The 24,061-nt window shown below is 60.5% G+C and carries 19 protein-coding genes and 1 pseudogene; 13 read left to right on the forward strand and 7 right to left on the reverse strand.

Annotated features, from left to right (window positions below; all coding sequences use genetic code 11):
- Window positions 1-101: 101 nt before the first annotated feature.
- A complete protein-coding gene (locus tag J3P92_RS14525; protein WP_434647819.1) occupies window positions 102-1,538 on the forward strand; it encodes an amidase in 1,437 nt (478 codons plus the stop codon).
- A 101-nt stretch (window positions 1,539-1,639) separates the two neighbouring features.
- Here the strand turns inward: J3P92_RS14525 and J3P92_RS14530 are convergent, their stop codons facing one another.
- The 3 genes from J3P92_RS14530 to J3P92_RS14540 form a co-directional block, all read right to left on the reverse strand.
- A complete protein-coding gene (locus tag J3P92_RS14530) occupies window positions 1,640-2,047 on the reverse strand; it encodes a VOC family protein (RefSeq protein WP_420763671.1) in 408 nt (135 codons plus the stop codon).
- Window positions 2,048-2,070: 23 nt separating this feature from the next.
- The gene (locus J3P92_RS14535; protein ID WP_434647822.1) at window positions 2,071-2,496 is read right to left on the reverse strand and encodes a YciI family protein; all 426 of its coding nucleotides are present in this window, start codon (window positions 2,494-2,496) and stop codon (window positions 2,071-2,073) included.
- Between the two features lie 97 nt (window positions 2,497-2,593).
- The gene (locus J3P92_RS14540; RefSeq protein ID WP_434711736.1) at window positions 2,594-2,980 is read right to left on the reverse strand and encodes a hypothetical protein; all 387 of its coding nucleotides are present in this window, start codon (window positions 2,978-2,980) and stop codon (window positions 2,594-2,596) included.
- Between the two features lie 210 nt (window positions 2,981-3,190).
- On the opposite strand from J3P92_RS14540, the gene J3P92_RS14545 reads away from it, so the two are divergent.
- Together J3P92_RS14545 and J3P92_RS14550 are read left to right on the forward strand one after the other, a co-directional pair.
- Window positions 3,191-4,138, forward strand: a complete 948-nt coding sequence (locus J3P92_RS14545; RefSeq protein WP_434647828.1) for a glycosyltransferase family 2 protein — start codon at window positions 3,191-3,193, stop codon at window positions 4,136-4,138.
- A gap of 25 nt (window positions 4,139-4,163) precedes the next feature.
- Window positions 4,164-5,000 (forward strand): NAD-dependent epimerase/dehydratase family protein, encoded by an 837-nt coding sequence (locus tag J3P92_RS14550; RefSeq protein ID WP_434647831.1) that lies wholly within the window; start codon window positions 4,164-4,166, stop codon window positions 4,998-5,000.
- Here the strand turns inward: J3P92_RS14550 and J3P92_RS14555 are convergent.
- From J3P92_RS14555 to J3P92_RS14570, 4 genes and pseudogenes are all read right to left on the reverse strand, one after another.
- Entirely contained in the window at window positions 4,967-7,126 is a 2,160-nt protein-coding gene (locus J3P92_RS14555; RefSeq protein ID WP_434647834.1) for a glycosyltransferase, read from the reverse strand. The two genes, J3P92_RS14550 and J3P92_RS14555, sit on opposite strands and share 34 nt — an antisense overlap.
- Window positions 7,119-7,805: a 2OG-Fe(II) oxygenase gene (locus J3P92_RS14560; protein ID WP_434647836.1), complete on the reverse strand. Its 687-nt coding sequence runs from the start codon at window positions 7,803-7,805 to the stop codon at window positions 7,119-7,121. Before J3P92_RS14560 ends, J3P92_RS14555 begins: the two co-directional genes overlap by 8 nt.
- Window positions 7,799-9,235, reverse strand: coding sequence for a polysaccharide pyruvyl transferase family protein (locus J3P92_RS14565; RefSeq protein WP_434651131.1), 1,437 nt, complete (start codon window positions 9,233-9,235; stop codon window positions 7,799-7,801). The genes J3P92_RS14560 and J3P92_RS14565 overlap by 7 nt, the downstream gene beginning before the upstream one ends.
- A 30-nt stretch (window positions 9,236-9,265) precedes the next feature.
- Window positions 9,266-10,522: pseudogene (locus tag J3P92_RS14570) on the reverse strand (ABC transporter ATP-binding protein); the annotation flags it as partial.
- A gap of 181 nt (window positions 10,523-10,703) precedes the next feature.
- Here J3P92_RS14570 and J3P92_RS14575 point away from each other — a divergent pair.
- From J3P92_RS14575 to J3P92_RS14620, 10 genes are all read left to right on the forward strand, one after another.
- Complete coding sequence (locus J3P92_RS14575; protein ID WP_420763665.1) at window positions 10,704-11,522, forward strand: ABC transporter permease; 819 nt, start codon at window positions 10,704-10,706, stop codon at window positions 11,520-11,522.
- Window positions 11,523-11,644: 122 nt separating this feature from the next.
- Window positions 11,645-14,119: a glycosyltransferase gene (locus J3P92_RS14580; protein WP_434647840.1), complete on the forward strand. Its 2,475-nt coding sequence runs from the start codon at window positions 11,645-11,647 to the stop codon at window positions 14,117-14,119.
- A gap of 287 nt (window positions 14,120-14,406) precedes the next feature.
- Window positions 14,407-16,716, forward strand: a complete 2,310-nt coding sequence (locus J3P92_RS14585) for a phospholipid carrier-dependent glycosyltransferase (protein WP_434647843.1) — start codon at window positions 14,407-14,409, stop codon at window positions 16,714-16,716.
- Window positions 16,717-16,728: 12 nt separating this feature from the next.
- Window positions 16,729-17,751, forward strand: coding sequence for a glycosyltransferase family 2 protein (locus tag J3P92_RS14590; protein WP_434647844.1), 1,023 nt, complete (start codon window positions 16,729-16,731; stop codon window positions 17,749-17,751).
- Between the two features lie 92 nt (window positions 17,752-17,843).
- A complete protein-coding gene (locus J3P92_RS14595) occupies window positions 17,844-18,530 on the forward strand; it encodes a class I SAM-dependent methyltransferase (RefSeq protein WP_434647846.1) in 687 nt (228 codons plus the stop codon).
- A complete protein-coding gene (locus tag J3P92_RS14600; protein WP_434647848.1) occupies window positions 18,527-18,928 on the forward strand; it encodes a GtrA family protein in 402 nt (133 codons plus the stop codon). Before J3P92_RS14595 ends, J3P92_RS14600 begins: the two co-directional genes overlap by 4 nt.
- 3 nt (window positions 18,929-18,931) lie before the next feature.
- Entirely contained in the window at window positions 18,932-20,206 is a 1,275-nt protein-coding gene (locus J3P92_RS14605; protein WP_434647849.1) for an NAD-dependent epimerase/dehydratase family protein, read from the forward strand.
- On the forward strand, window positions 20,196-21,782 hold the full coding sequence (locus J3P92_RS14610) for an FAD-dependent oxidoreductase (protein WP_434647851.1): 1,587 nt from the start codon (window positions 20,196-20,198) through the stop codon (window positions 21,780-21,782). The genes J3P92_RS14605 and J3P92_RS14610 overlap by 11 nt, the downstream gene beginning before the upstream one ends.
- Entirely contained in the window at window positions 21,779-22,888 is a 1,110-nt protein-coding gene (gene wecB, locus J3P92_RS14615) for a non-hydrolyzing UDP-N-acetylglucosamine 2-epimerase (RefSeq protein ID WP_434647854.1), read from the forward strand. Before J3P92_RS14610 ends, wecB begins: the two co-directional genes overlap by 4 nt.
- Window positions 22,879-24,006 (forward strand): glycosyl transferase, encoded by a 1,128-nt coding sequence (locus tag J3P92_RS14620; protein ID WP_434647857.1) that lies wholly within the window; start codon window positions 22,879-22,881, stop codon window positions 24,004-24,006. Before wecB ends, J3P92_RS14620 begins: the two co-directional genes overlap by 10 nt.
- The last annotated feature ends 55 nt before the right edge of the window (window positions 24,007-24,061 follow it).

Raw genomic sequence — 24,061 nt, forward strand, 5'->3', positions numbered from 1 at the left:
ACATCGATACTCGACGGTATCTTACTATACCAATCAGTATCACTCGATACCGACGAGTAAATCATAACGCTTTTGCCAGGCAATTGGCTCGGAGAAATGTGATGAAAAGCGCTGAATACGCCGAATACGATGCACTGGGCCTGGCTGAGCTGATCGCCAACGGTCACGTCACCCAAGATGAAGTCCGGGCCGCGGCCTTGTCCGCTATCGAACAGCTCAACCCGAAAATCAATGGGCTGGTAGAGGTTTGGGAAACTGAACCCGAGGCTCCGTCCGGGCCGTTCCAGGGCGTGCCGTTCCTGGTCAAGGACCTCGGACTGACCGCCAAAGGGCGTCTGAATGAGCTGGGCAGTCGCTTGGCCGCCGGATGCATCGCCGACGAAGACTCCACCCTGATGACGCGCTTGCGCCAAGCGGGACTGGTGACCCTCGGCAGGACCAACACGCCGGAACTGGCGGTCAGCACCACCACCGAAGCCGTATTTTCAGGGCCGACACGCAACCCGTGGGATCTGAGTCGCAGCGCAGGCGGGTCAAGCGGTGGTTCGGCCGCCGCTGTAGCCGCCGGCCTCGTACCGGCGGCGCACGCCACCGATGGCGGCGGCTCTATCCGCGTACCCGCCGCCGCCACCGGACTGTTCGGGCTCAAGCCCAGCCGGGGCAGGATTGCGATGGGCCCGGCGGTGGACGAAGTATGGGCCGGGCTTGCGGTGCACGGTGTCGTCAGTCGAACCGTGCGTGACAGCGCTGCTTTACTGGATGCCATCGAGGGCGCCGCCCTGGGTGATCCCTTTGAGATCCCCAGACCGCAGCAGCCCTATCTATCCGAATTGAATCGCGCCCCCGGGTCACTGCGCATCGGCCTGCTCCCGCATCCGCTGAACGGCACTCGCTGCGCCGAGCCGGTCGCGACAGCAACTCGCCAGGTTGCCGCCCAGCTCGAAGGCCTGGGGCACCGTGTGGAAGAGATCCGCCTGGACATCGGCCTGAGCTGGGACGCCTTCGTTGAAATGAATGCCCGCTTCTGGTCAGCCAACACCGCAGCCTGGATCAATGCCATCGCAGCGGCAACCGGCCGGCCCGTCGATGACAGCACACTGGAGCCCGCCACGCTTTCGCTGCATCGAATGGGCAGTGAACTCACTGCCATCGATCTGCTTGGGGCCATGCATTCAAGGAACCTCGTCACTCGCAGCATGGGCAGCTTTTTCTGCAACTTCGACATCTTGATGAGCCCGACACTGCCAGCGCTGCCTCCTGCCATTGGCCACTATAACGAAGGCCAGGAGTTCCTAGATGGCAGGGGCTGGATGGATCGGGTCTTCAGCCATTCGCCGTTCACCGCATTGGCAAACGTGACGGGGTCCCCTGCCATGTCCATGCCACTGGCGTTCGATCCGCATACCGGCCTGCCAATCGGCATGCAGTTCTCGGCGGGTTTTGGTCGGGAAGACAGGTTGCTGCGTCTGGCGGGACAACTGGAGGGTGTGTTGCCTTGGGCTGGACGCAAACCCGAGGTTTGGGCTGGGAAGCTTTGACGCGGGGGGCTTACACCACGACGGCTTCAACTTGAAAACATAAAGTCCGCACAGCAAAAACCACTCATTCGAGTGGTTTTTTTGGCTGTACGCGACCCGGATTATTTCCGCCCTTCGAAATTGACCATCCAGGCCACTCCGAAACGGTCTTCGAACATCGCAAAACGTTCCGCCCAGAATGTCTGCGCCAATGGCATTTGTACCTGGCCGCCCTCGCTCAAGCCTTTGAAGAGTCGCTCAGCCTCCTGCGCGCTGTCGACGTTGAGGGAAACCGACACGCCCTGCGGCTTGCTGAACGGCTGGCAAGGCGGGCAGTCGGAAGCCATCAGGCTGAAATCGCCGACCGTCAGGCAGGCGTGCATGATCAGGTTTGGGTCCTTGGGCATGCCCACGTCCTCTGGCGCGTCGGCGAAGGACATGGAAAACAGTTCGCCGCCAAGCACCTCCTTGTACAACGCAAAGGCTTCCTTGCAGCGGCCGTCGAAGGTCAGGTACGGAATGATTTTCATGGTGCTTTTCTCCTGTCACCGTTTCATTGTTGACCAGACATCTGAGCCCGCAAGCGATCTTCCTGCTCGCGCAACTCGGGGGTAAAGGACTCGCCAAATTCCTCGGCTTCGAAGATCTGGCGAATCTCGATTTCACTGTCGCTGACCATCGGGTTCGGGCAACGCTTGACCCAGTCGATGGCCTCCTGCAATGAATTGACCTGGAAGATCCAGAAACCGGCGATCAGCTCCCTGGTTCCAGCGAAGGGGCCCTTGACGACGCTCCGGTCCTTACCGGAAAAGCGCACGCGCACGCCCTGGGCACTGGGATGCAGGCCTTCACCGGCGAGCATCACCCCGGCCTTGACCAACTCTTCGTTGTAAGCGCCCATGGCGGCCAGCAGTTGCGCGCTGGGCATTTCCCCGGCTTCCGATTCCGGGCTGGCCTTGACGATAACCATAAATCGCATGCTCGAATCTCCTTAGAGTAGAGGACTGTTGAGCCGTCCGTGAGAGGGCTCCATGACTAATCGAATGGGGGCAGGCGAAATCGACAAGGTCGCTCGATTATTTTTCAGATGGCTTATGCAGACCGCTGGAGCATCTTCGCCAAGCGCGACGCTCGAACCTGGCAAGGCCCCGGGCCTGGGCCCGGAATTGCCATATGTGCGGTGTATCGCAGCAGATCGTCACTTCTTGATCGCTATCAGCAGGTCGAAAAGCAACTGCGCGACGGGCGACAATGTTCGCCCGCGACGTGATATCAGCCCCAAGGTCCGGCTGATCGCCGGATCCATCAGCGGGCGCGTGCTTGACTTCACAGAACGACCGGGGCCGGACATCGCGATTGGCCAGGGCCTGGTCGATCAGAAAGCGGTTGCCGCTGCCTTGCGCCAGGCTGATGTAGTCCACCTCGGTCAGGTCGTCCCACGTCAGCGATTCACGTTCGGTCAATCGAGACCTCGGCGACTTCCAGAAAAGCACGATCAAGTGGGCGGTGCTGCTTTCGCTTCTGATGACGGGCTTGTCGTTGCTTACCGGGGCGATAAGCCTGTTTACCTGACGGCCCAAGACGAAACTGGTCGAAGTTAATGGAACTGCTATCGTCAATAAAGACCTGAGTAGTTGCGATCTATTTCGTATCCAGGTCTTCATGGAGTGATGATGTCAGAAGCAGTGGAACTGCTCGCTATAGATGAATGGGCCAAGCCATCGCCACACAGCGAGTGTGACGTGATTATCGTCAACTACAATGCCGGCAACCTTTTGCGGGCGAGTGTCAGGTCGGCGTTTGCGGCCGGTGCCTCCAAGGTGATCGTGGTGGACAACGACTCCCACGATGACAGCTTGATGCTGCTTGCGCGAATCGACGCTGCGACCGGCTCGCTTCAGATTGTCCGTAATGCCACCAACCTCGGCTTCGCTGCGGCGTGCAACCAAGGTGCCCGCCTGTCGGAGGCGTCCAATCTGCTTTTCCTGAACCCGGACACCGAGCTCGCCGCCGATGCCATAGACCGCATGCTGCAGGCACTGCGCAGCTCACCGGGGATCGGCATGGTCGGCGGCTTCCTGTGCAATCCGGACGGCAGCGAGCAAGCGGGTGGGCGCAGGGTGTTTCCAACGCCCAGGCGAGCTTTCATGCGGGCCTTCGGCCTTTCGCGACTCTCGGCCCTTTTCCCATCGGTGCTGTCCGATTTTTTACTGCACAAGGAGCCGCTGCCCCGCGTTCCCGTTGCCGTCGAGGCCATTTCCGGGGCTTGCATGCTGGTCAAGCGCGAAGCGATCGAAAGCGTCGGGCTTTGGGATGAGGATTATTTTCTTCATTGCGAGGACTTGGATTGGTGCATGCGGTTCCATCAGGCCGGCTGGCGCGTTCTGTTCGTGCCGGATGCCCGGGTGATGCACGTCTTCGGCGGCTGCAGCCGTCACCGTCCCTATTTCGTCGAGTGGCACAAACACCTGGGGTTCCTGCGTTTCTATCGCAAGTTTTTCCGTCGCAAGTACCCAACCGTCCTATGGGTCAGCGTGATCATCGGGGTCTGGCTTCGATTCGGCCTGGTGGTGCTTCGCCACGCGACTAACCGGCTTGGACAAACCTGGAATCCACGGTAAGAGAGCTCAAGTGCGGATAGGACTATTGGGCGGCTCCAGCTTCCTGGGCGAGCGCGCATTGCCATTGCTGACACAGGCCGGCCACTCGACGACATCATTCACCCGAAGCCCGCCAAAGCCGCCCTGCCCCGGTGTGACGTGGCGAAAAACCGGCGACTGGCACGGACTGACGCTGGACACTTTCCTATCCTTTGCTCCTCTTTGGGTGTTGCCCGATTATCTAGAGCGTCTTGCCAGCACCGGCGTCAAACGTGTTGTCGCCCTGTCCTCCACGAGCCGCTTTGCCAAGCAAGCATCGCCTGACGTTCGGGAGAAGGACGTCGCGCAACGCTTGATAAACGCAGAAGAACAGTTGGAACAGTGGGCGACCGAACGGCGGATCGAATGGGTGGTTCTGCGACCGACCCTGATCTATGGCTTTGGCGCCGACAAGAATATTTCAGAGATAGCGCGCTTCATTCAACGCTTTGGATTTTTCCCGCTCATTGGCGGCGCGACTGGGTTGCGCCAACCGGTGCATGGTGCGGACGTAATCCAGGCGTGCCTGGGCGCCTTGAGCGTGCCGGGGCTGCCCAGTGGCGCCTACAACCTTTCGGGAGGAGAAACGCTGCCTTACCACACGATGGTGGGCCGGATATTCCAGGCCATGGGACGCCCGGCGCGAACATTGCCTCTTCCCGCCGGAGCAGTGAGCCTGGGCGTTTCGATCCTGCGCTGCCTGCCCCGCTACCGACACCTTTCAAGCGCATTGGTGGCGCGGATGAATCAGGACCTGGTGTTTGACCACTCGAATGCCCGTGATCGGCTTGGCTTTGCTCCCAGGGCATTTCATTTGATGGATGAGGACTTGCCTGGGCGATGAACATGGGCCTGCCAAGCGCCCCATTTGCTTTCGTAGTACGCCTGGTTCTTATCCCAAAGGGCTTGGTACTCACCACTGGCGATCAGCTTCCTGAAGGACGCCTGCCCGTAGTGATGAACGAACGCATCTTCGGCACAGACGGTGCGATAGCCCGCCGCCTGCACGCGACGGCTGTAGTCGTCGTCTTCGAACATTCCGATACCGAATGCTTCATCCAGATACCCCACCTCGTCGAGGATGCCTCGGCGAAATGCCACACAGAACATTGCGAGCATCGGGATATCGAACGACTGTCCTGTGTGAGCTTGGGTGTGACGGTCTGCAAACGCCTGCATGTGTTGAATATCGGTGTAGGAAATTTCAATTTTCGCTTCGTTTCCGACCGTGTTCGTGACCGGCCCGACCAAGCCGATGCTCGAATCCCTCAAATGCATGACCAACGGATCCAGCCAGCCGTCAGGCACTACCGTGTCGTTATTGAGCAGCAGCAACACGTCACCATCGGCTTCGCGCAAGCCCTGATTGTTGGCCGCGGCAAAGCCCCGATTGTCAGGATTGAGGATGACTTTTGTCGTCGGCACCTCTCGACTCAGGCGCTCCAGATACTCCCTCGTGCCGTCCTCCGAGCCGTTGTCGACGACGATGAGCTGGTAGTTGGGCCAGGCGGTATTGCGCAAAATACTGTTTACGCATTGAACCGTCAGGTTGAGGTTGTTGTACGTCACCACGACGATGGAGACTTTTTCGTACAGCCCGACAATAGCCTGTTGCATGCTGTTGTAGCGGTCCTTCCAATCGTTGGCCCGGGCGAGTTCCACACGTCGCTTGAACAGGGCCAGGTCGCGCTCGGCCAAGGCCCGTTCGATCTGCTCGATGAACTCATCGACACCGGTTGCGAAGTACAGCAGGTCTTCATAAAGGCTCATCTCCGCCAGTGGCGTGGAGATCACCGGTTTGCCTGCGCTGATGTACTCATAGAATTTCACCGGATCAACCGCATGCGTCACGTTATAGAGCCTGAAGGGAATCAGGCAGGCATCGAAATGATCCAGGTAAAGCGGCATTTGCGAGTAAGGCTTGCGGCCCAGCAATTGCACATTGGGCTTGTGCTCCAGGCCCGCCATGTCCTCGACGAAAACGTCTCCCACCAGAATGAAATTCCACCCTGGGCGCCTGTCCGCCAACGCCGCCAGCAATGGGTAATCGAGCCATTGCGCCAGGGCGCCGTAGTACCCGATAACCGGGCCGCAAAGCCCGCTCAGCACATCGTTGCTAAAACAGTGCTGGCGAAAAAAAGCGAAATCCACGGCATTTCGCACCAGCACGCAACGAGGGTTATGGGCGGACCATTTCTGGTGTAGCAGCGCGGCGGAAACAGTGACGACGTCCGCCTGGGCGATCAAGGTCTTTTCCTCGTCCAGCAGCTGTTCGCCGATGTTCGGGAAACCATCCCAGTCATCCATGCAATCGTAGAGGACGCGCCAGCCACGTTCGGCACGCAGGCTGAGCACCACGGGACTCCAGTAGGCTATATGCACCACTGTGAGCGCGGTCCTGATGCGCATATCGGCAATCAGCGCAGCCAAGGCACCTGATAACGCCTGATGATTTTCAGGTGTCACTGTTTTTTCGTAATACGCCTCTTGCGCCCCTCGTTGCAGTGCAACTTCAAAGACATTGGGCGCCACTGACGTCAACCGATAGGGCTCTCCCTGCTCCGGCACACTGGAGGGGACGATGTAGAAAACCCGATGACCATGGCTCGCAAACTGACTCATCAACTGCTGGGGTCGCTGGAAGCGTGCGGCCCAATCGATGTTGGCGAAGCAGAGAATATCCAGGCGCCCTTGAGTGGCGAAATCCGGTTGCGCCTCAACGTTCGGCAACGGCTCCGGTGCCGCCGGGTAGACGAGTGCGGCGGCGGGTTCGGGAAGTTCCTGCGTTGCTGCGCCAAAACCATAACGCATCACACGGAAAAGCGAGCGCAGTGGCCGGGTGAAACGCCACGAACGGGTGTTTTGCAGGAACTCGACTTTTGCCAAGGCAGTGTCGCGCTCATTGATGGCCGCGTCTCTTTGGGCCAACGCGGCGTCGCGGTCGATCAAGGTTCGGTCGAGCTCAAGCACGTGGGTACCCATGCAGCGGTGTGTTGTCGCCGGGCGGCCACATGGAACTGACTGACCCTGGTCGATAGAACGTAGCCGTCAGGCTACGGCGGGAAGCATGGCAACCGCTCACCACGGGAGTGACCGCATGCCAGGAATTATCCGAGCGCACCAGAACCGCCGAATTGCCCACCAGCGGTTCAATCTCGGCCGCCACGGCGGTGGGATCGTTGCGATGCAGGATGTTCAGGCAACCGCCGTCGTTGCGGTCCCAGGACTCGTTGAAATACAGGATATGGGTGACCAGTTTATCCGGCAGGTCCGGATGGGCCCCGAGGCTCGCACCGGGACCGTAATGAAAAACGTTGACCTCCATGGGCACGGTACGCAGATCGATCCCGGTCATTTCCGACATGGCTTCTCGATAGCCGGCCGAGCCGAGATCCCGCGCCAGCCGCAACCACGCTTCGCTCAGCTCCTGCGGGAAGGCAATCGCGTTGGTGCCCATGCCCACCAGGGCGCGGGCCTCGTAGTCATAGTTTTTTTCGCCACCATATCCGCTCACGGTCTTGAAATGATCGTGGGGAAAGGATGCCGCCAACGCCGTTGCATCCTCGGCCGAATACAGGCCGTCAATTTGCGCCCATGAGTACGGGTGAGCTTTGAGCGCCGCACGCGTGAGACGAGAGATATCTAGCATTGTCTGTTCCTGTTCGCTGTCAGGTTTCTGATACCACGGGCGATGGAACGCAGTGGCGCGGTCATTCGGAACGAATTGGAATTCTGCAGCTCAAGCATCCTGGCGTCACTGAGGGCCAACTGCTGGCTGAGCTGGACTATCCGATGTTGCTGGGCCAGGTCCTGCGCAGCGAGGTCTGGCGCCGGCTCGATGATGCCCGGCTCCGGTACGATGTGGCTTGCCGTCGACTCAACCGCCAACGGTTCATGTCCCTGGACGGCGGCTTCGAGCAGATTGGGCAGGTGCTGCATAAACGCGCCCAATGCAGGTTGGGATGAGGTTTTACCCTGGCGAATGATCGTCGCGACCCGATCCCAGTGCTCGACCAACCGATCCGCCGCCTCGAGCGCCGCCGGCGATGGACGGGTCTTGCCGACGCGCGAAACGAACCATTGCGGGTCGATCGTCCCAGCCTCCGGCAAGGCATGAAGCGAGTCGAACCCCGCCAGTGCCGTGTACTTGCCCGTGGTCAGGTCCGCCGAGCAAAACACCGGGACGCCAAACGCCAGGGCGGTGATCGCCAAGTGGTAGCTATGGCCGATCACCGCTTGCGCCTGGCTGATAATCTCTGCCATCAGCAACGGTTCTGGCCAGACCGCCAAGGTAATGGCCCCGGGCAGGCGCGCGGCAATGACGGACGGATCGTCACCCAACACCGGACCTATCGGCACCACCAGGAACTGATAATCCTGGAACGCCTCGGGGTGGTCTTCGAACAGTTTTACGAAGGACTCCACCACGTGGATGGCGTGGATCACGATGTAGGGCCCCGTCAGCCCAGCGCTCTCGCGCAGGCGAATGAACTCAGCGCAGGGCTGCTGCTCGTCGATCAAGCGGGGCAAGCCGAACGCGGTATCGGGCAGCACCTCGATCTCGGCGCGCTGGGTGAGCGCGCCAAGGGTGTCGCGCGTCAGTGAATCACGAACCCTCACGTACTGGCTTTGCTCCAGGGCCATCGTCAACAATGGCCTGGCCCAATCGGGGACACCGTTGCAGTGCATCCCGGGGGCGTTCCAGATCACCGGAATCGCGTGCTGCAGCGCGATCAGCGCAGGCGTCAGCCAATAGCCGGTCGGGTGATGAATATCGGGCGTTGTCGGACCATAGCCGTGGGCAACGACTTTATCGAATCGAATCAGGAAACCGCCGCCGATCAAGACGCCATCCAGGCGGGCCGCGACATGGGGAAGCTCCGTCAGCGACGTTACCGCGTAGGGCCACTCAGGTGGTTTCTTTTCATGGTAGGAAAACCGATGCAGCTCGACTCGACCCAAGCGCTGGGCCAACTCCGCCTCGGCAATGATCGGAAACAGCAGGTCGCCGTAATTCTCGACATCAAAAGTGCCACATATAGCAACCTGCCATGTGTGCTCGTCCGGGTGTTCCGTCATCGTTTCCTCTCCTTGAGTCCGACAAGCCTCGGCAAGCGTCTCAGCCGCTCGCGAGCCGACCCGCTGCAATCCCAGGTCGACCATGCCCAGAAAATTCCTGTGGTTTGGCAACATATCGAACGCTAATGGCGCGACCTGTTTCTCGATCAACTGCGAGGTCTCTTCCGTGGCGCCGTGCAACAGCTTGAGGGTGACATGATAGCGTCCCTCGGCGAGGTTGGCCGGGAAGCGCACCGTGATCGCCGACCGCCGCCAGCCGTTTTCGGCCGGGCCCGGTGACAGCGCGAAGTTGCCGCCGCCAATCACCAGCAGCCTTGCCTCCTGCACAGTGAAACTGATGTTGGGTTGCGTGATCGATTCATGCAGCACCACCTCGACGCGGATCTCGATGTCATCGCCATACAGGTAACTGGAGCAAGGCTGTTGGGTATTGGTGAAGCAGGCAGCGCTGATGTGCCCCTCTTCGGTCCCGAAGGCGATCCCCTCCTGGCCACCCATGAACGGCTTGCGCGTCACCTGTGTGGCACCGCCACTGGCCCAGCGCCGCTGCTCATCACGCATGTCGAGCAAGTGCAACTCGGCCATTTCATCGGGCGATCCGCTGGCGACGACCCGCCCGCCGCGCAGATAGATCACCCGGTGGCAGAAGCGCTTGACCATGCTCATGTCATGGGAGACGAACAGCAGCGTCGTGCCTTTGGCCGCCAGCTCTTCGAGCCGATTCAGGCATTTGAATTGAAAGGATGCATCGCCGACGGAAAGAGCCTCATCGACGATCAGGATCTCCGGCTCCACACAAACCGAAACGGCGAAAGCGAGCCTCACCAGCATCCCGCTGGAGTAGATCTTGGTGGGCTGGTCGATAAAGTCGCCGATGTTGGCGAAGGCGATGATGTCTTCGAACCGAGCGTCGATCTCCGCGCGACTCAAGCCCAGCACCGCCGCATTCACATAGACGTTTTCGCGGCCGGTGAACTCCGGGTTGAAACCGGACCCCAGCTCAAGCAACGCCGCAATCCGGCCATGCCCGCGGACGCTTCCCCGGGTCGGCGTCAACGTTCCGCAGATCAGTTGCAACAGGGTGGATTTGCCACTGCCGTTACGGCCGATGATGCCGACGGTCTCCCCCTTGGCGATGGTCAGGGAAACATCGTCCAGGGCCCAGAACTCGCGGTAGAAACGCTTCCTGCCGCGCACCAGCATCTGCAACAGACGGTCCTTGGGCGCCTCGTAAATCTGATAACACTTGCTCAGGTTCTCGGCACTGATGGCCACTTCAAACGACATCGGCAAAACCCTTCCATGAATCACGACCCTATTGCGGCGCTACTGAATCCGTCCTTCGCTGGGTGCTACGAATGAGTTAAGCACAGATGGAATAAAAAACTTCGAATGAAGCCGATTTGGTCTAACCTTCATGAGACCCAACCCAAGGAGCAATTGATATTGTCTTGAGGACCAAGCACCCATGCAGTCGTTCAGTATTTCTCCTGCCGCCATGATCAAGAGCGTCTTGATCAATCGGATCCTCATCTACGTGTTGATCCGCCGGGAAGTGACCGGTCGTTACAAAGGTTCGATGCTCGGTATCCTTTGGTCGTTCTTCACGCCGGTTTTCATGCTCGTGGTCTATACCTTCGTGTTCAGTGTCGTCTTCAAGGCTCGGTGGTCCGGCGGCGGCGAATCCAAAAGTGAATTTGCCCTGGTGCTGTTCGCCGGCCTGCTGGTTTTCAACCTGTTCTCCGAATGCCTGACCCGCGCGCCGGGCCTGGTGCTGGCCAATACCAATTACGTCAAGAAGATCGTGTTCCCATTGGAAACCCTGCCCCTCGTATCGCTCGGCGCAGCGCTGTTCCACATGGCTATCAGCGTGCTGGCATGGCTGCTTTTTTATGTGCTTCTGTTCGGCCTTCCCCCGATAACCGCGCTGCTGCTGCCATTGGTGCTGTTGCCGCTGATATTGCTGACGCTGGGTATCTCCTGGTTTCTCGCCTCGATAAGCGTTTACCTGCGCGATATCGGTCAGTTCATCGGCATCGTCGTCACCGCGATGCTGTTCCTGTCGCCGATCTTCTACCCTCGCTCGACGCTTCCGCAAAACTACCAGGTCGCCTTGCAGGCAAACCCGCTGACGCTGCCGGTGGAGATGGTTCGCGACGTGTTGTTCTGGGGCAGGCCGCCGCAATGGGAACAATGGGCCACTTACTCGGCAGTCGCCGTGCTGATTGCCTGCGTCGGGTTTGCGTGGTTCCAGAGGACACGCAAAGGCTTCGCCGATGTCATTTGAGCGGGTTGGCGTGGCGCGCTGCCCAGCAACCGCTATGATGATTCGTGGCGCGACTGGAGGCTGGGCGCGGCTGGTAATTGAAGTCGACGACGATCCTGAAACACTTGGGGTGCGTTGCCGTAATGACCAAAGGACTCGAAAAACGCATGGACCAGATCAACCGTCTTGTTGATTGCATTGACCAACTGTCTCGCTCAACACAATCCAGATCCATTGAAGCCCAGCAGTTGGTCAAGGAAATCGAGAACCGAGATCGGCTTATCAGACAACTGCGTCTTGGTTCACAAGCGCTTCGCACACGCCTGGCGCTCCAGGAAGGCAAGACCGGGCGCTTGCGTGAGCAACTGCGAGTGGCCGAGCAGCGCCTCAAAGAGACCGAGGCACTGCTGCGGACAAAACACAGCGAGGCGGTCGCGCTTTCCGATTGGGCGGTGGACCTGCGCGCCCAGTTGGCTGCGAAACAGGCTGAGCTGTTCAAGCTTTCGGACTGGGGCAACGCCATCGAACGCGCCCCCCTGCGTTACTCCATACGCAAGCAGCTTTATCGGATATCCCGCCGGGTCTATGCCTGGTTGCCCCTCACCGCGCACCAGAAAAGCAAGCTGGCGCATCGGCTTCGAAGCTGGTTGAAACGCCCCAAGGCGACGCCGGGCGAGCCCGCGACAGCCACCAGCCTGATCCCGCTGCAATCGCTGCCACCGCCCGTAGACCTTGCCATACCGTCGAGCCACGGCCAGCCCACGATCCTGATGTTCGGGGTGATCGACTGGCACTTTCGCATCCAGCGTCCGCAAAACCTTGCCAAGGAGCTGGCCAGGGCCGGACAGACCACTTTTTATATTTCCAACAACTTCATCGACGATGATGCCCCGGGCTTCGAAGCAGAACCCTTGGCAGGCTCCGACCGGCTGTTCCAGATCCGTTTCAAGGTGCGCGGCGCGCCGGCCATCTATCACGCCCCACCGTCCGCCGCCGCGATCCACCAGTTGTGCCAAGGCCTGGCGATGCTGCTGGAATCGGCGAATCTCGGCGCCGTGGATTGCATCGTCCAGCACGCCTACTGGTTCCCCATGGCGAGGCGTGTCCCCAACGCCACGCTGGTCTATGACTGCATGGACCACCACGAAGGCTTCGGCAATGTCGCCCAGGAATTGCTCGACCTTGAGATTGCCTTGATGCGCAGGGCGGACCTGTTGGTGGCGACCTCCGACTGGATAGAACAACACGGCAAACGGGAAAACGGCAACGTCAAGGTGATCCGCAACGCCTGCGAGTTCAGCTTCTTCAGGCAGCGTCCCGACAAGGTCTATCAGGACACCGCGAACAGGAAGATCATTGGCTATTACGGCGTCATTGCCGAATGGTTCGATCTGGACCTGGTCAAGCAAGTCGCCCGGACGTTTGCGCAACACTTGATACTGTTGATCGGCAGCGACACCGTCCAGGCAAGGAAATACTTCAAATCCTGCCCGAACGTGGTCTTTGAAGGCGAAGTACCCTATGCCTCCCTGCCCTACTACCTGCACGCCATGGACGTGTGCCTGCTTCCGTTCAAGGTCATGCCGCTGACCCTCGCCACCAACCCGGTCAAGGTCTATGAGTACCTGAGTGCGGGCAAACCGGTGGTGTCGGTAAAACTGCCGGAGTTGAGTCAGTTCGGCGAACTGGTCTGGACGGTTGAACAGCCAACGCAGTTCATCTCGGCCGTCCGCAACGTCCTGGATGCGCTGCCGGAGGCCGGCGCCACGCGACAGGCGCGCCAATCCTTCGCCCAGGGCCAGACCTGGCAGCATCGAGCCGCCAGCCTGCGCCAGGCCATCGCGACGTTGCCATTGCCCAAGGTCAGCGTCGTGGTGTTGACCTACAACAACCTTGAACTGACCAAGGCCTGCCTCGACAGCCTGCTGACCCAAAGCCAATACCCGAACCTTGAGATCATCGTCGTCGACAATCACTCCAGCGACCAGACCCCGACCTACCTCACGGCCTGGGCCGACGGCCATCCTGACCGGATCGTCATCCTGAACTCCGAGAACAAGGGGTTCGCCGCGGGCAACAACCTGGGCCTCGCGGCGGCCACTGGCGATTATCTGGTCATCCTGAACAACGACACAGTCGTCACCGCCGGCTGGGTCAGGGGCTTGATCCGCCATCTGCGGGACAACAAGGAAATCGGCATCATCGGCCCGATCACCAACAACATCGGCAATGAAGCCAAGGTCGGCACCCACTATGAGCGAATAGAGGACATGCCCGCCGAAGCCGCGCGACTGACCCGCGCCCGCATGGGCGAGTGGTTCGAAATCAACACCCTGGCGTTTTTCTGCGTGATGCTTCCACGCTCGACCTACGAGCAGATAGGCGGTCTCTGCGAAGAATATGGCCTGGGGTTCTTCGAGGATGACGATTACTGCCGCCGCGTGCAGCGCCGTGGCATGCGCGCGGCCTGTGCCGAAGACGTCTTTGTCCACCATCACCTGTCCGCCTCGTTCAACGCCTTGGGTGCCAGTAAAAAACAGGCACTTTTCGAGAAGAACCGGGCGATCTACGAGAGCAAGTGGGGCACCTGGGTCCCCCACAGGTACCGAGATGCATAGCAGACGTTGGCTCGTAATTGCTGGCTCAAGAAGTCAGAGGAATCTATGGCGAGGGAGCTTGCTCCCGCTGGGCTGTGCGGCAGTCCCTTTTCATGAGTGCTTCGCACTCAAGCGAGAGCAAGCTCCCTCGCCACGGATTTTGGGCAGCCCTGAATGAGTAATGTTGTCCCTTCAGCCGAGACGATATTTTGCCGAGATACAGCCTGAAATACGCAATGGTGTTGGTGGTTCTGTTGGCCAGTGCGGCGGTAGGCGCGTACGGTTTTTCGACGCTTGAGCTGGCGCCCATGAACAGCGCCACCCGGACGATATTGCTGTCGGTGGCAAGCCTGGCCGCCCTCACCGTCTTCACTCGCAAGTCACCGTTTATCCTCTGCCTGGGTTTGCTGGCGTGCTTGTCCGTCATTTGTGGGCAGGCAGGGCCGGTGATCGTCGTCGCGGTCTTCGGTTTGTCTGCTGCTGTGCTCGGCAGGTGGATGCTCAGCCGGCACCTTGCGACCGATTGGAGCGTCCACCTGCTGGTGGGAGCGGGTACGCTCGGGACGTTCACGGGCTTGGCGGCCTATTGGCCGATCAATTACCCCGGACTGTATGGCGCGCTGCTGTCATTGCCGCTTTTACTGGGGCACAAACATGCCATGTCGATAGGTCGCGAACTGCTGGGGCACATCCAGGCCTTCCGCACGGCACAAACCTCTATCCAAACGGCGCTCGACGTACTGATCTGCGGCTTCGCCTGCCTCTACGTCTTGGTGGCCTTCATGCCGGAGGTCGGTCACGACGCATTGGCCATGCACCTCTTCGTTCCATCACAACTGGCGCAGCGGCATCAATGGTCGTTCGACGCGAGCACCTATGTCTGGGCGGTCATGCCGATGCTGGCCGACTGGATCTACAGCATTGTCTATCTGCTCGCCGGCGAAACGGCGTCACGCTTGAGCAACTGTGCATTCACCCTATTGGTGACCTGGCAGATCCACAACATGACGCTCTGGGCCGGAGGCTCTGCCTCCAGTGCTCGCTGGGCAAGCCTGATTTTTCTCTCGACGCCTCTCGCCTTTGCCGAGAGCAGCAGCCTGCACATCGAGTCGGCATGGACCGCCTTCCTGCTGGCCGGGACCCTGGCGATCCTGAAGGTCTCAAGCTTCACACCCAAGCCTGGGGAGCGCTTGTCGCAATTGCTCCTGGCCGGCCTCCTGCTGGGCTTCGCCATGGCGGCCAAGGCCGTGACCCTGAGCGTCCTGCCGGTCCTGCTGGTGGTTCTCTTGTGGCAGTACAAGGCCTGGGCGATCCAAGGCATCGTCAAAACGCTGCTGCTGGGCAGCGCTGGCCTGATACTGGCCGGTGCGACCCCTTACGTCTCGGCCGGGTATTTGACTGGCAATCCGGTGTTTCCGTTTTTCAATGCCATTTTCCATTCGCCGCTCTGGCCGAACATCAACTTCGAGCCGCCAGCCACTTTCGGCACTGGGATGACCTGGGACACCCTCTATCGAATGGTCTTTGACTCGCCCGAGTTCATTGAGGGGCGAGTCGGAGCGGCAGGCTTCCAGTGGCTGTTGCTGCCCACGGCCGCCCTCGCCGTGCTGTTGAGCGGCAGCCGCAAAGCCCTGTGCATTCTCCTGGTGGGTGCTGGCGCGATGTTCATGACGTTTCAATCGACGGCTTATCTGCGTTACGTGTTCCCCTCTTTCGCGCTGTTCTCGGTGATCCTCGCGCTGCCGTTTTCCCACGACAAGACCTTCCCACGCAGCCTCGCCATCGGGGCCGGTGTCTTGTTGATCCTGACCAATACCCGTTTCATCCAGGCCGCGACTTACTACGGCGAAATCAAACCCTCTGCATTGTTGAGCCAGGCAGGTCGAGAGAGGTATCTGCAGGAACGCTTGCCCATCCGGAAAATGGTCGACACCGTCAACGCCTTGAACACCAGCTATCAGCCCGTGGCGGTCTTTGCGGCTCCGTTGATGGCGGGCCTGCGCAGCGATGCCCTTTACGCGTCTTGGTACAACCTGAAGTGGAAAGGTGAGTTCGAGACAGCGACGTCTCCATCGGAACTTGCACGGCGCTTGCGCCAGCGCCAGGTCAACTGGTTGATCATCGACCTCAAGTCAGTTCCCCAGGCGCGACTCGATCTTCTGCGCAATGTGTCCACGTCATACGCCCGACTGGGTGACCTGGACCTGCGCAAACTCAACGTCTCGCACGTCGAGCACCTGCTCAACCCGGCGCTGTCCAGCCTCGAGGGATGGAACCTGACGTCGCCTTCGAGCTATGACCCGTCGCGCAAGATCCTCACGGTCGACGTGAAGACGCCTGCAACACAGCGGGTCGAAGTGACACCAGGGCTGACGTACATCAACGGCGTGTCTGCGCGCTGCGCAACGACAGCCACCACGGGAAGAATCCAGGCCAATTGGATGGATGCCAAAGGTGACTTCATTGCCGCCAGCATCGAGACGTTTGAATGCACCGAGCAATGGGAGACCCATGAGATGAATGTCGTTGCCCCCGCGAATGCCACGTCCGTGATCATTTATGCGTCCGGCCATACAGACACTCCCCTGGAGTTCAAGTCACTATCATTCAGGCAATAACGGGCGATATCGATGAATTCAAAAACAGCGCTTTTCACGGACGAACAACGCGTCGCCGTCGTCATCCCCAGCTATCGGGTCACCGCGCACATCCTCGGCGTCATAGACGCCATAGGGCCGGAGGTGTGGCGCATCTATGTCATCGACGATGCCTGCCCGGACGATTCAGGCGCGCACGTACTGGCGTCCTGTAACGACCCTCGGGTCAAGGTGCTGCCCCACCACGTCAACAAAGGCGTGGGCGGCGCGGTCATGACCGGCTACCGGGCCGCCCTCGCCGACGGTGCGAGCATCATCGTCAAAGTCGACGGCGACGGCCAGATGGACCCGGCCCTGATCCCACTGTTCATCGAACCGATCCTCGCCGGTGAAGCCGACTACACCAAGGGCAACCGGTTTTTCAATCTGGAGGAAGTCCAGTCGATGCCGCGGCTTCGCCTGTTTGGCAACGCCATATTGTCGCTGATGGCCAAACTGTCGACGGGTTACTGGGACCTGTTCGACCCCACCAACGGCTACACGGCGATTCACCGCGACGTCGCCAGGCTGCTGCCCCTGGACAAGGTCAGCGAGCGCTATTTCTTCGAGACGGACATCCTGTTCCGCCTGAACACCGTGCGCGCCGTGGTGGTGGATATTCCAATGGAGGCCCGATATGGCGACGAAGTCAGCCACCTCAAGATCTCGAAAATCATTGGCGAGTTCCTGTTCAAAAATCTGCGCAACTTCACCAAGCGCGTGCTCTATAACTACTACTTGCGCGACATGTCCCTGGCTTCGATCGAGTTGCCGATCGGGATCCTGATGTTCTTGTTCGGCATCCTCTTCGGCGGTTACCACTGGTTCGATTCGGCGCAGAACGGCGTTGCGACACCCGCCGGAACCGTGATGCTCAGCGCATTGCCCATGCTCATGGGGTTGCAATTGATCATGGCGTTCCTCGGTTACGACATCGCCTCGGTGCCTAGCAGGCCACGACATTCCAGGCGTAGTAAAGCCACATCACTGCGGGAAGAAAACTCATTAAAGCGCTAAGGGATTTTCTATCGGACCCGTCGCTCAAGGCACTGGATGTCGATGGCATCGAGCGCCTTGATCTTCACGGCAAAGTACTGGCGCGCAAGCGGATGCTGCGCGAAGTGTTCGTGGAGTTCCACCACACGTTTCATCGCCTGGCAGCGCGCTACTTCAAAGTCGAGGGCCTTGAAGTGGAATTGGGCGCCGGCATCGCGCCCATGCGTGACTCATACCCCGAGGTACTGGCCACCGACGTTGTCTGCACCGAACAACTGGACATGGCACTCAATGCCGAGGCCATGAGCCTGGACGATCATTCGGTCAGGGCCTTTTACGGCCAAAACTGTTTTCACCATTTTCCTCATCCCGATCGGTTTTTCACCGAGTTGCAAAGGACCCTCAAGATTGGCGGCGGCGTCATTTTGATCGAGCCCTTCCACGGTCCCTTTGCCGCGTTTCTCTACAAGCGCCTGTTCAGGTCGGAAGGGTTCGACCGGCACTTCCCGTCCTGGGAAACGCCGTCGACCGGCCCCATGAACGGCGCCAACCAGGCCCTGAGCTACATCATCTTCGTACGCGACAGGCAAGCATTCGAACGCAAGTACCCTGGCCTGGAAATCGTCCATCAGGAGATATGCGGCAATTACCTGCGCTATTTGATTTCCGGAGGCCTGAACTTCCGCCAGTTATTGCCTGACGCACTGATCCCCGCGCTCAAAGTCATGGAGAAACTACTGCATCCGTTGCGACGGCTACTGGCGCTGCATCACATTGTGGTGCTCAGGAGATCGTCTTGACCTTTATCAAGTACGGCGCCATCCAACTCATCGCCTATGCCTTGGACATGGGCGCTTTCGTGCTGTTGGTCGCGCTATTCGAAGATCACCCCATCCTGGCCAACATCGCTGGCAAAGGCATCGCCGGCGTGTTCGCGTTTTTCTTGCATCGGCACTTCACGTTCCAGTCGTCCCATGGCAGCGCCAAGGCCCAAGCGGTGCGTTATTTCTCTTTGCTGGCCATCAATATCCCGGTCGCTTCGGTGCTGTTCAGCGTGGGGCTGTATTTCGTCGACAGCCCGGCCCCGGTGAAATTTGTCTGCGACGTGGTCTGCGTGGCCTTGACCTATTGGATCAGCAAACTGTTCGTTTTTCATTCCAATACGCGCACGCCCGCTGACCGAGCCGAGGGCATTTGAGGCATGAAACTGGTGATCACCGGCGCGACCGGCTACATCGGACAACGTTTGTCAGCCCTTGCGGCGGCAAGCGGGCACGAGGTCATTTGCGCCACCCGCCGGCCGTGCGCCGCCGCTCATGCCTGGCTTCCCTATGACCTGCGGGGCCCAGCCCCCGAATGCCCCGCCGGCACCCAGGCGCTGATCCACCTGGCTGCGGACACTGCCCACACCGACCCGGACGAAGAACTCAGAGCGGCCCAGGCGCTGATTCGTTGTGCCCGAAAAGGCTCGGCCAAGTTTGTTTTCATTTCCAGTCAAACCGCCGAGGCCGCGGCTCCCAGCGTTTATGGCCGGACGAAATGGCGCATTGAACGAGACGTGCTCGCCGCCGGCGGCACCGTGGTCCGCCCCGGCCAAGTCTATGGCGGGCCCGAACGTGGGCTCTTCGGCCTGTTGTGCGGGCTGGTTCGCCGAAGCCCGTTCATACCGGTCCTCCTGCCGGCGCCTCGGGTGCAACCCATTCATGTCGACGACCTCGCGGCCTCCATTCTGGCCGTTGTCGAGCGGGACGACATTCGTGCCGAAATCCTTAACCTGGGCGCCGCGCGACCGATTACCTTTGGCCACTTCCTGATGTCGATCGCGACGCACCGGGTCCGCGCCCCGCGCCTGCCCATCCCCGTACCGGTGGCATTGCTCAGGCTGTTGCGCCGGTCACTGGGGCAATCCTTGAGTACGAAACTGGGCCTGACGCGAATTTTCTCCCTGGTCCAACTGCCACCCATGGACAGCGAGCGCTCCCTGCAAGAAATAGGCATCCGGTTGCGTCCCCTTGCCCATGGCATGCACCGCTCCGGCCATGGACAACGTCGGGGCCTTCTCCGGGAAGCCGGGGTGCTCTTGAGTTATCTGCTCAAACGGCCCCCGCCAACAAGCTTGGTCATTCGCTACGCCAGGGCACTGGAGCACGCTGCCAAAACCCGACCCGTCGTCCACTCCTGCTTGTTGATGCGCTGGCCGATTCTACTGGCCCTGCTGGACGACCATGGCCCCCAGCAGTCATCCGATGGCCAGGAGCTGGCCTGGCGCCTGCAGGTGGCACTGGGTATCGCCGAAGCCAGCCCCCGGGGCGCGCAGGTGTTTCTCGGCGCCCAGCCACCGGGCCGACTGGTCGGGACGCTGGTTGCGCTGGGCGTGGCCGTGCTCAAGGCCCTGGCGTGGAAACTGGCGGCGCTGGCGTGCCGTCCCCTTGCCCGCCAACTGCTGCGTGAAAGTGAAGCCCACCGTGACGCCTGAATTCGATGTGATCATCGTCGGCAGTGGCCCGGCCGGGACTTCGGCTGCCTACCCGTTGGTCAAGGCGGGCCTGAAGGTCCTCATGGTCGATGCCCAGGCCGACATCGGCTCACCGGTACTACCGAGTCGCCCATTCCTCGACGCACGGGAAAACGACGAGCATCAATGGAAATGGATGATCGGCGAAAACTTCCACGCCCTGAACCAACAGGAGGCTGTGTCGCCCAAGCTGAAGACACCGACCCACGCCCATGTCTTCGATGGATTCAGCGCCGGCAACCGCATCGAGACCGACCACTTCAACGGCGTCGGCTCACTGGCAACGGGTGGCCTGTCCAATGCCTGGGGCTGCGGCGTGGCGACGCTTGGCGCCAGCGACTTTGCCGGGCTGCCCATCGATTATTCCGAGATGCAGGCGTCCTACGAAACGGTCGCGCGCCGGATCGGTATCAGTGGCCGAATCGACGATGACCTGTCGAGCTACTTCGGCCTCGATGAGTGGTCGCAACCGCCCCTGCCGCTGGACGCTTTGCACCAACGCCTGCTCGATCGATACGCGCGGCGCCGACCGGCGTTTCCTGAACTGGGGTTTCGCCTTGGCCGCTCCAGGGTCGCCGTGCTGAGCCAGCCCCTGGACGAGCGCAGGGCCTGCGACTTGTCTGGAAACTGTTTGTGGGGCTGTCACAACCAGGCCCTGTACAGCGCCTCGCAAGAGTTGGGAAAGCTCAAGCAGTACCCCGGCTTCCAGCATGTCCAGGGCTTTCTGGTGGACGACCTGCTGGGGCAGGACGGTTCATGGGTGATCAGTGATCGTCGTTCCGCCCGGCGTTTCTGCGCAACACGCCTGCTGCTGGCGGCCGGCACCCTGGCCTCGACCCGGCTCGCCCTCAAGCGCCTGAACCATTTGGCCCCGATACCATTGCTCTCATCGCCAACGGCGGCCTTTGTGCTATGGCTGCCCAGAATGCTCGGCACTCCAAGGGGGCCGACCTTTGGCCTGGGGCAGCTTTCGTTCGCCCTTGAGCTATCGGCCAATGCCACGGCCTTTGGCTCGACGTTCAGCACCACAGGCTTGCCGATGAGCGAGTTCGTCAGCCGGATACCCCTGGACAAACGCCACAGCATCGAACTGCTGAAGAACCTGCTCAGCGCCTGCCTGGTGGGGAACCTTTTCCTGCCGGGGCACTTGTCCCACAACACAGCGCGCTTGCGCCCCGATGGTTCGTTGAGCGTCACCGGCCAAATCCACCCTGAGCTGCCCCGGCTCATGAAGGCTGCCGAAGCAAAGCTGCGGCGGATCTACTGGAAAATGGGCGCGCTGATGATGCCCATGAGCTTCACCCCCGGCGGGCCCGGGGCCGATATTCATTACGCGGGAACCCTGCCCATGCACTCGGTGCCCAAGATCGGACAGACCGATAACCTGGGCGAAGTCGCGGGCCTTGGCGGCGTGCATATTGTCGACGGGGCCTGCCTGCCCAGCCTGACGGAAAAATCCCACACGCTGACGCTCATGGCCAACGCGGACCGGATAGCCCGCTCACTTGCCACAACGATAGGAAATCAGAAGGCATGACTCGTAAGGTACTTTGCATCGTCGGTACGCGCCCGGAAGCGATCAAGATGGCTCCCGTGATCAAGGCGCTGCAAGCCGAAAGGAATATCGTTTGCCGGGTGCTCGCCACCGCCCAGCACCGAGCCCTGTTGGACCAGGTACTGGAGGGCTTCGCAATCACAGCCGACCTGGACCTGGACATCATGCGGCCCGATCAGTCATTGGCAACATTGACCTCACGCTTGCTGCTTGAACTCGACGGCGTGCTGCAATCGGAAAAGCCGGATGTCGTGTTGGCGCAAGGTGATACGACCACGGTCATGTCCGCCGCACTGGCGTGTTTCTACTTGCGCATTCCCTTTGGCCATGTCGAAGCGGGCCTGCGGACCGGGGACATCTTCAATCCGTTCCCCGAAGAAGCCAACCGGGTGATCGCCGGCAAACTTACCCGCTGGCATTTCGCGCCAACCCAGCGCGCCGTCGACAACCTGCTATGCGAAGGCGTCGACGCCAGCGCCGTCACCCTGACGGGCAACACCGTGATCGATGCCTTGCTGATGACCGCGGCACAGGACTGCGACTTGGACGTCCCAGTGGACCCCGGCAAACGCCTGGTACTGGTCACCTCCCATCGCCGGGAGAACTTCGGCGAGCCGTTCCAGGATATCTGCCAGGCCCTCAAGCGCCTGGCCGAACGCAATCCAGGCATTCAAATACTCTATCCCGTCCACCCCAATCCAAACGTCAAGGATGTCGCGCACCGCCTGCTCGGCCAGACCCCGAACATCCTCCTCTGCGCACCTTTGGACTACGCGCCGTTCATCGCGGCCATGAAGCGCTCGTACTTGATCATCAGTGATTCGGGGGGCGTGCAGGAAGAAGCCCCGGCCCTGGGCAAACCGGTGCTGGTGCTGCGAGAGGAAACCGAGCGGCCGGAGGCGGTCGACCTCGGCGTGGTCAAGCTGGTGGGCGCCAACCGGACCACCATCGTCGAACAGGCACAGCGCCTGCTCGATGATCCCCAGGCCTATCAGAGCATGGCACGCGGGGTTTCTCCCTATGGCGACGGCAAGGCCGCAGCCCGCATCGTCGAAGTCTTGAGGCAGCACTTGCAGTCATGCGGATGATCTACCTGTCGCCGGTGCCATGGGCCAGCTTCAGCCAGCGCCCCCATCACTTCGTCGACTGGTATCACCACCGGACCGGGGCAACGGTGCTTTGGATCGATCCCTATCCGACGCGCTTGCCAACACTCGATGATTTCAGGCGCAAGCCACCTGTTGCCAACCCGCAAAACACCAACGCCCCTGCCTGGTTGCGGGTCTGCAAACCCCACAGTCTTCCCATCGAACCCCTTCCCGGCTCGGCGCTGGTGCTCAAGCGGCTGTGGCGCAACCTGTTCAGGGAGGTCATGGCATTTTCCGCAGAAAAGCCCTGCGTGGTGTGTATTGCAAAGCCTTCGGAACTGGCCTTGCAACTGTTGGCGCTCATCCCCGCAAGCCGTGCCGTCTACGATGCCATGGACGATTTTCCGGCCTTCTACCAGGGCCTGTCACGCAGGTCGATGGCACGTCGCCAGACGCAGCTCATCCAACGGGTGGATAAAGTGCTGGCATCGTCCAGCCCCCTTCGCGACAAGCTCCTGGGCATGACCGACCAGATAGAACTGGCCCTCAACGCCTGCGATATGCAGCGCCTGGCACCGGTCGAAAGCCTCGACCTGGGCCCCAAACAACAAGTGATCGGCTACGTCGGCACGCTGGGTCGTTGGTTCGATTGGGATCTGGTGATCGCGCTGGCCCAGGCCAACCCTGGAAACCGGATCAAACTGATCGGCCCCCTGTTCACTCCACCGCGTCGCGTCTTGCCCGCCAACATCGAACTACTCCCCGAGTGTTCCCATGCCGGTGCGATCGCCGCCATGGCCACGTTTTCGGTGGGTTTGATCCCGTTCAAGCTCAACCGCCTGACCGCTTCGGTCGACCCGATCAAATACTACGAGTACCGCGCCCTCGGCCTGCCCGTCCTCACCACCCGCTTCGGTGAAATGGCCTTGCGAGACAAGGAACCGGGGGTCTGGATCTTGGATGAAGACACGGACCTGCAAAAAGCCGCCACTGAAGCGCTTGCCAGTCGAAGCGACCGATCAGCCATTCAACAGTTTCGTGAGGCGCATCGTTGGGCGGTTCGTTTTTCTTCGATAAACCTCACCGGTTGCGCATTGGAAACGCCGCAAGCACCCTAAATGATCCGACTGTTACTGCCCTAAAGCCGTCGACCGCCACCGCCCAGGGGCAGTC

Origin of the sequence: Pseudomonas sp. D3-27 (assembly GCF_051132165.1) — a bacterium.
In the GTDB taxonomy this organism is placed as follows: Bacteria; Pseudomonadota; Gammaproteobacteria; order Pseudomonadales; family Pseudomonadaceae; genus Aquipseudomonas.

Coding starts and splice junctions, on each gene's coding strand:
- wecB (WP_434647854.1), top strand. CDS start 21,779: ATGACTCGTAAGGTACTTTGCATCGTCGGTACGCGCCCGGAAGCGATC.
- J3P92_RS14525 (WP_434647819.1), top strand. CDS start 102: ATGAAAAGCGCTGAATACGCCGAATACGATGCACTGGGCCTGGCTGAG.
- J3P92_RS14580 (WP_434647840.1), top strand. CDS start 11,645: ATGACCAAAGGACTCGAAAAACGCATGGACCAGATCAACCGTCTTGTT.
- J3P92_RS14605 (WP_434647849.1), top strand. CDS start 18,932: ATGAAACTGGTGATCACCGGCGCGACCGGCTACATCGGACAACGTTTG.
- J3P92_RS14535 (WP_434647822.1), bottom strand. CDS start 2,496: ATGCGATTTATGGTTATCGTCAAGGCCAGCCCGGAATCGGAAGCCGGG.
- J3P92_RS14565 (WP_434651131.1), bottom strand. CDS start 9,235: ATGACGGAACACCCGGACGAGCACACATGGCAGGTTGCTATATGTGGC.
- J3P92_RS14595 (WP_434647846.1), top strand. CDS start 17,844: ATGCTGCGCGAAGTGTTCGTGGAGTTCCACCACACGTTTCATCGCCTG.
- J3P92_RS14575 (WP_420763665.1), top strand. CDS start 10,704: ATGCAGTCGTTCAGTATTTCTCCTGCCGCCATGATCAAGAGCGTCTTG.
- J3P92_RS14590 (WP_434647844.1), top strand. CDS start 16,729: ATGAATTCAAAAACAGCGCTTTTCACGGACGAACAACGCGTCGCCGTC.
- J3P92_RS14545 (WP_434647828.1), top strand. CDS start 3,191: ATGTCAGAAGCAGTGGAACTGCTCGCTATAGATGAATGGGCCAAGCCA.
- J3P92_RS14530 (WP_420763671.1), bottom strand. CDS start 2,047: ATGAAAATCATTCCGTACCTGACCTTCGACGGCCGCTGCAAGGAAGCC.
- J3P92_RS14620 (WP_434647857.1), top strand. CDS start 22,879: ATGCGGATGATCTACCTGTCGCCGGTGCCATGGGCCAGCTTCAGCCAG.
- J3P92_RS14585 (WP_434647843.1), top strand. CDS start 14,407: ATGAACAGCGCCACCCGGACGATATTGCTGTCGGTGGCAAGCCTGGCC.
- J3P92_RS14560 (WP_434647836.1), bottom strand. CDS start 7,805: ATGCTAGATATCTCTCGTCTCACGCGTGCGGCGCTCAAAGCTCACCCG.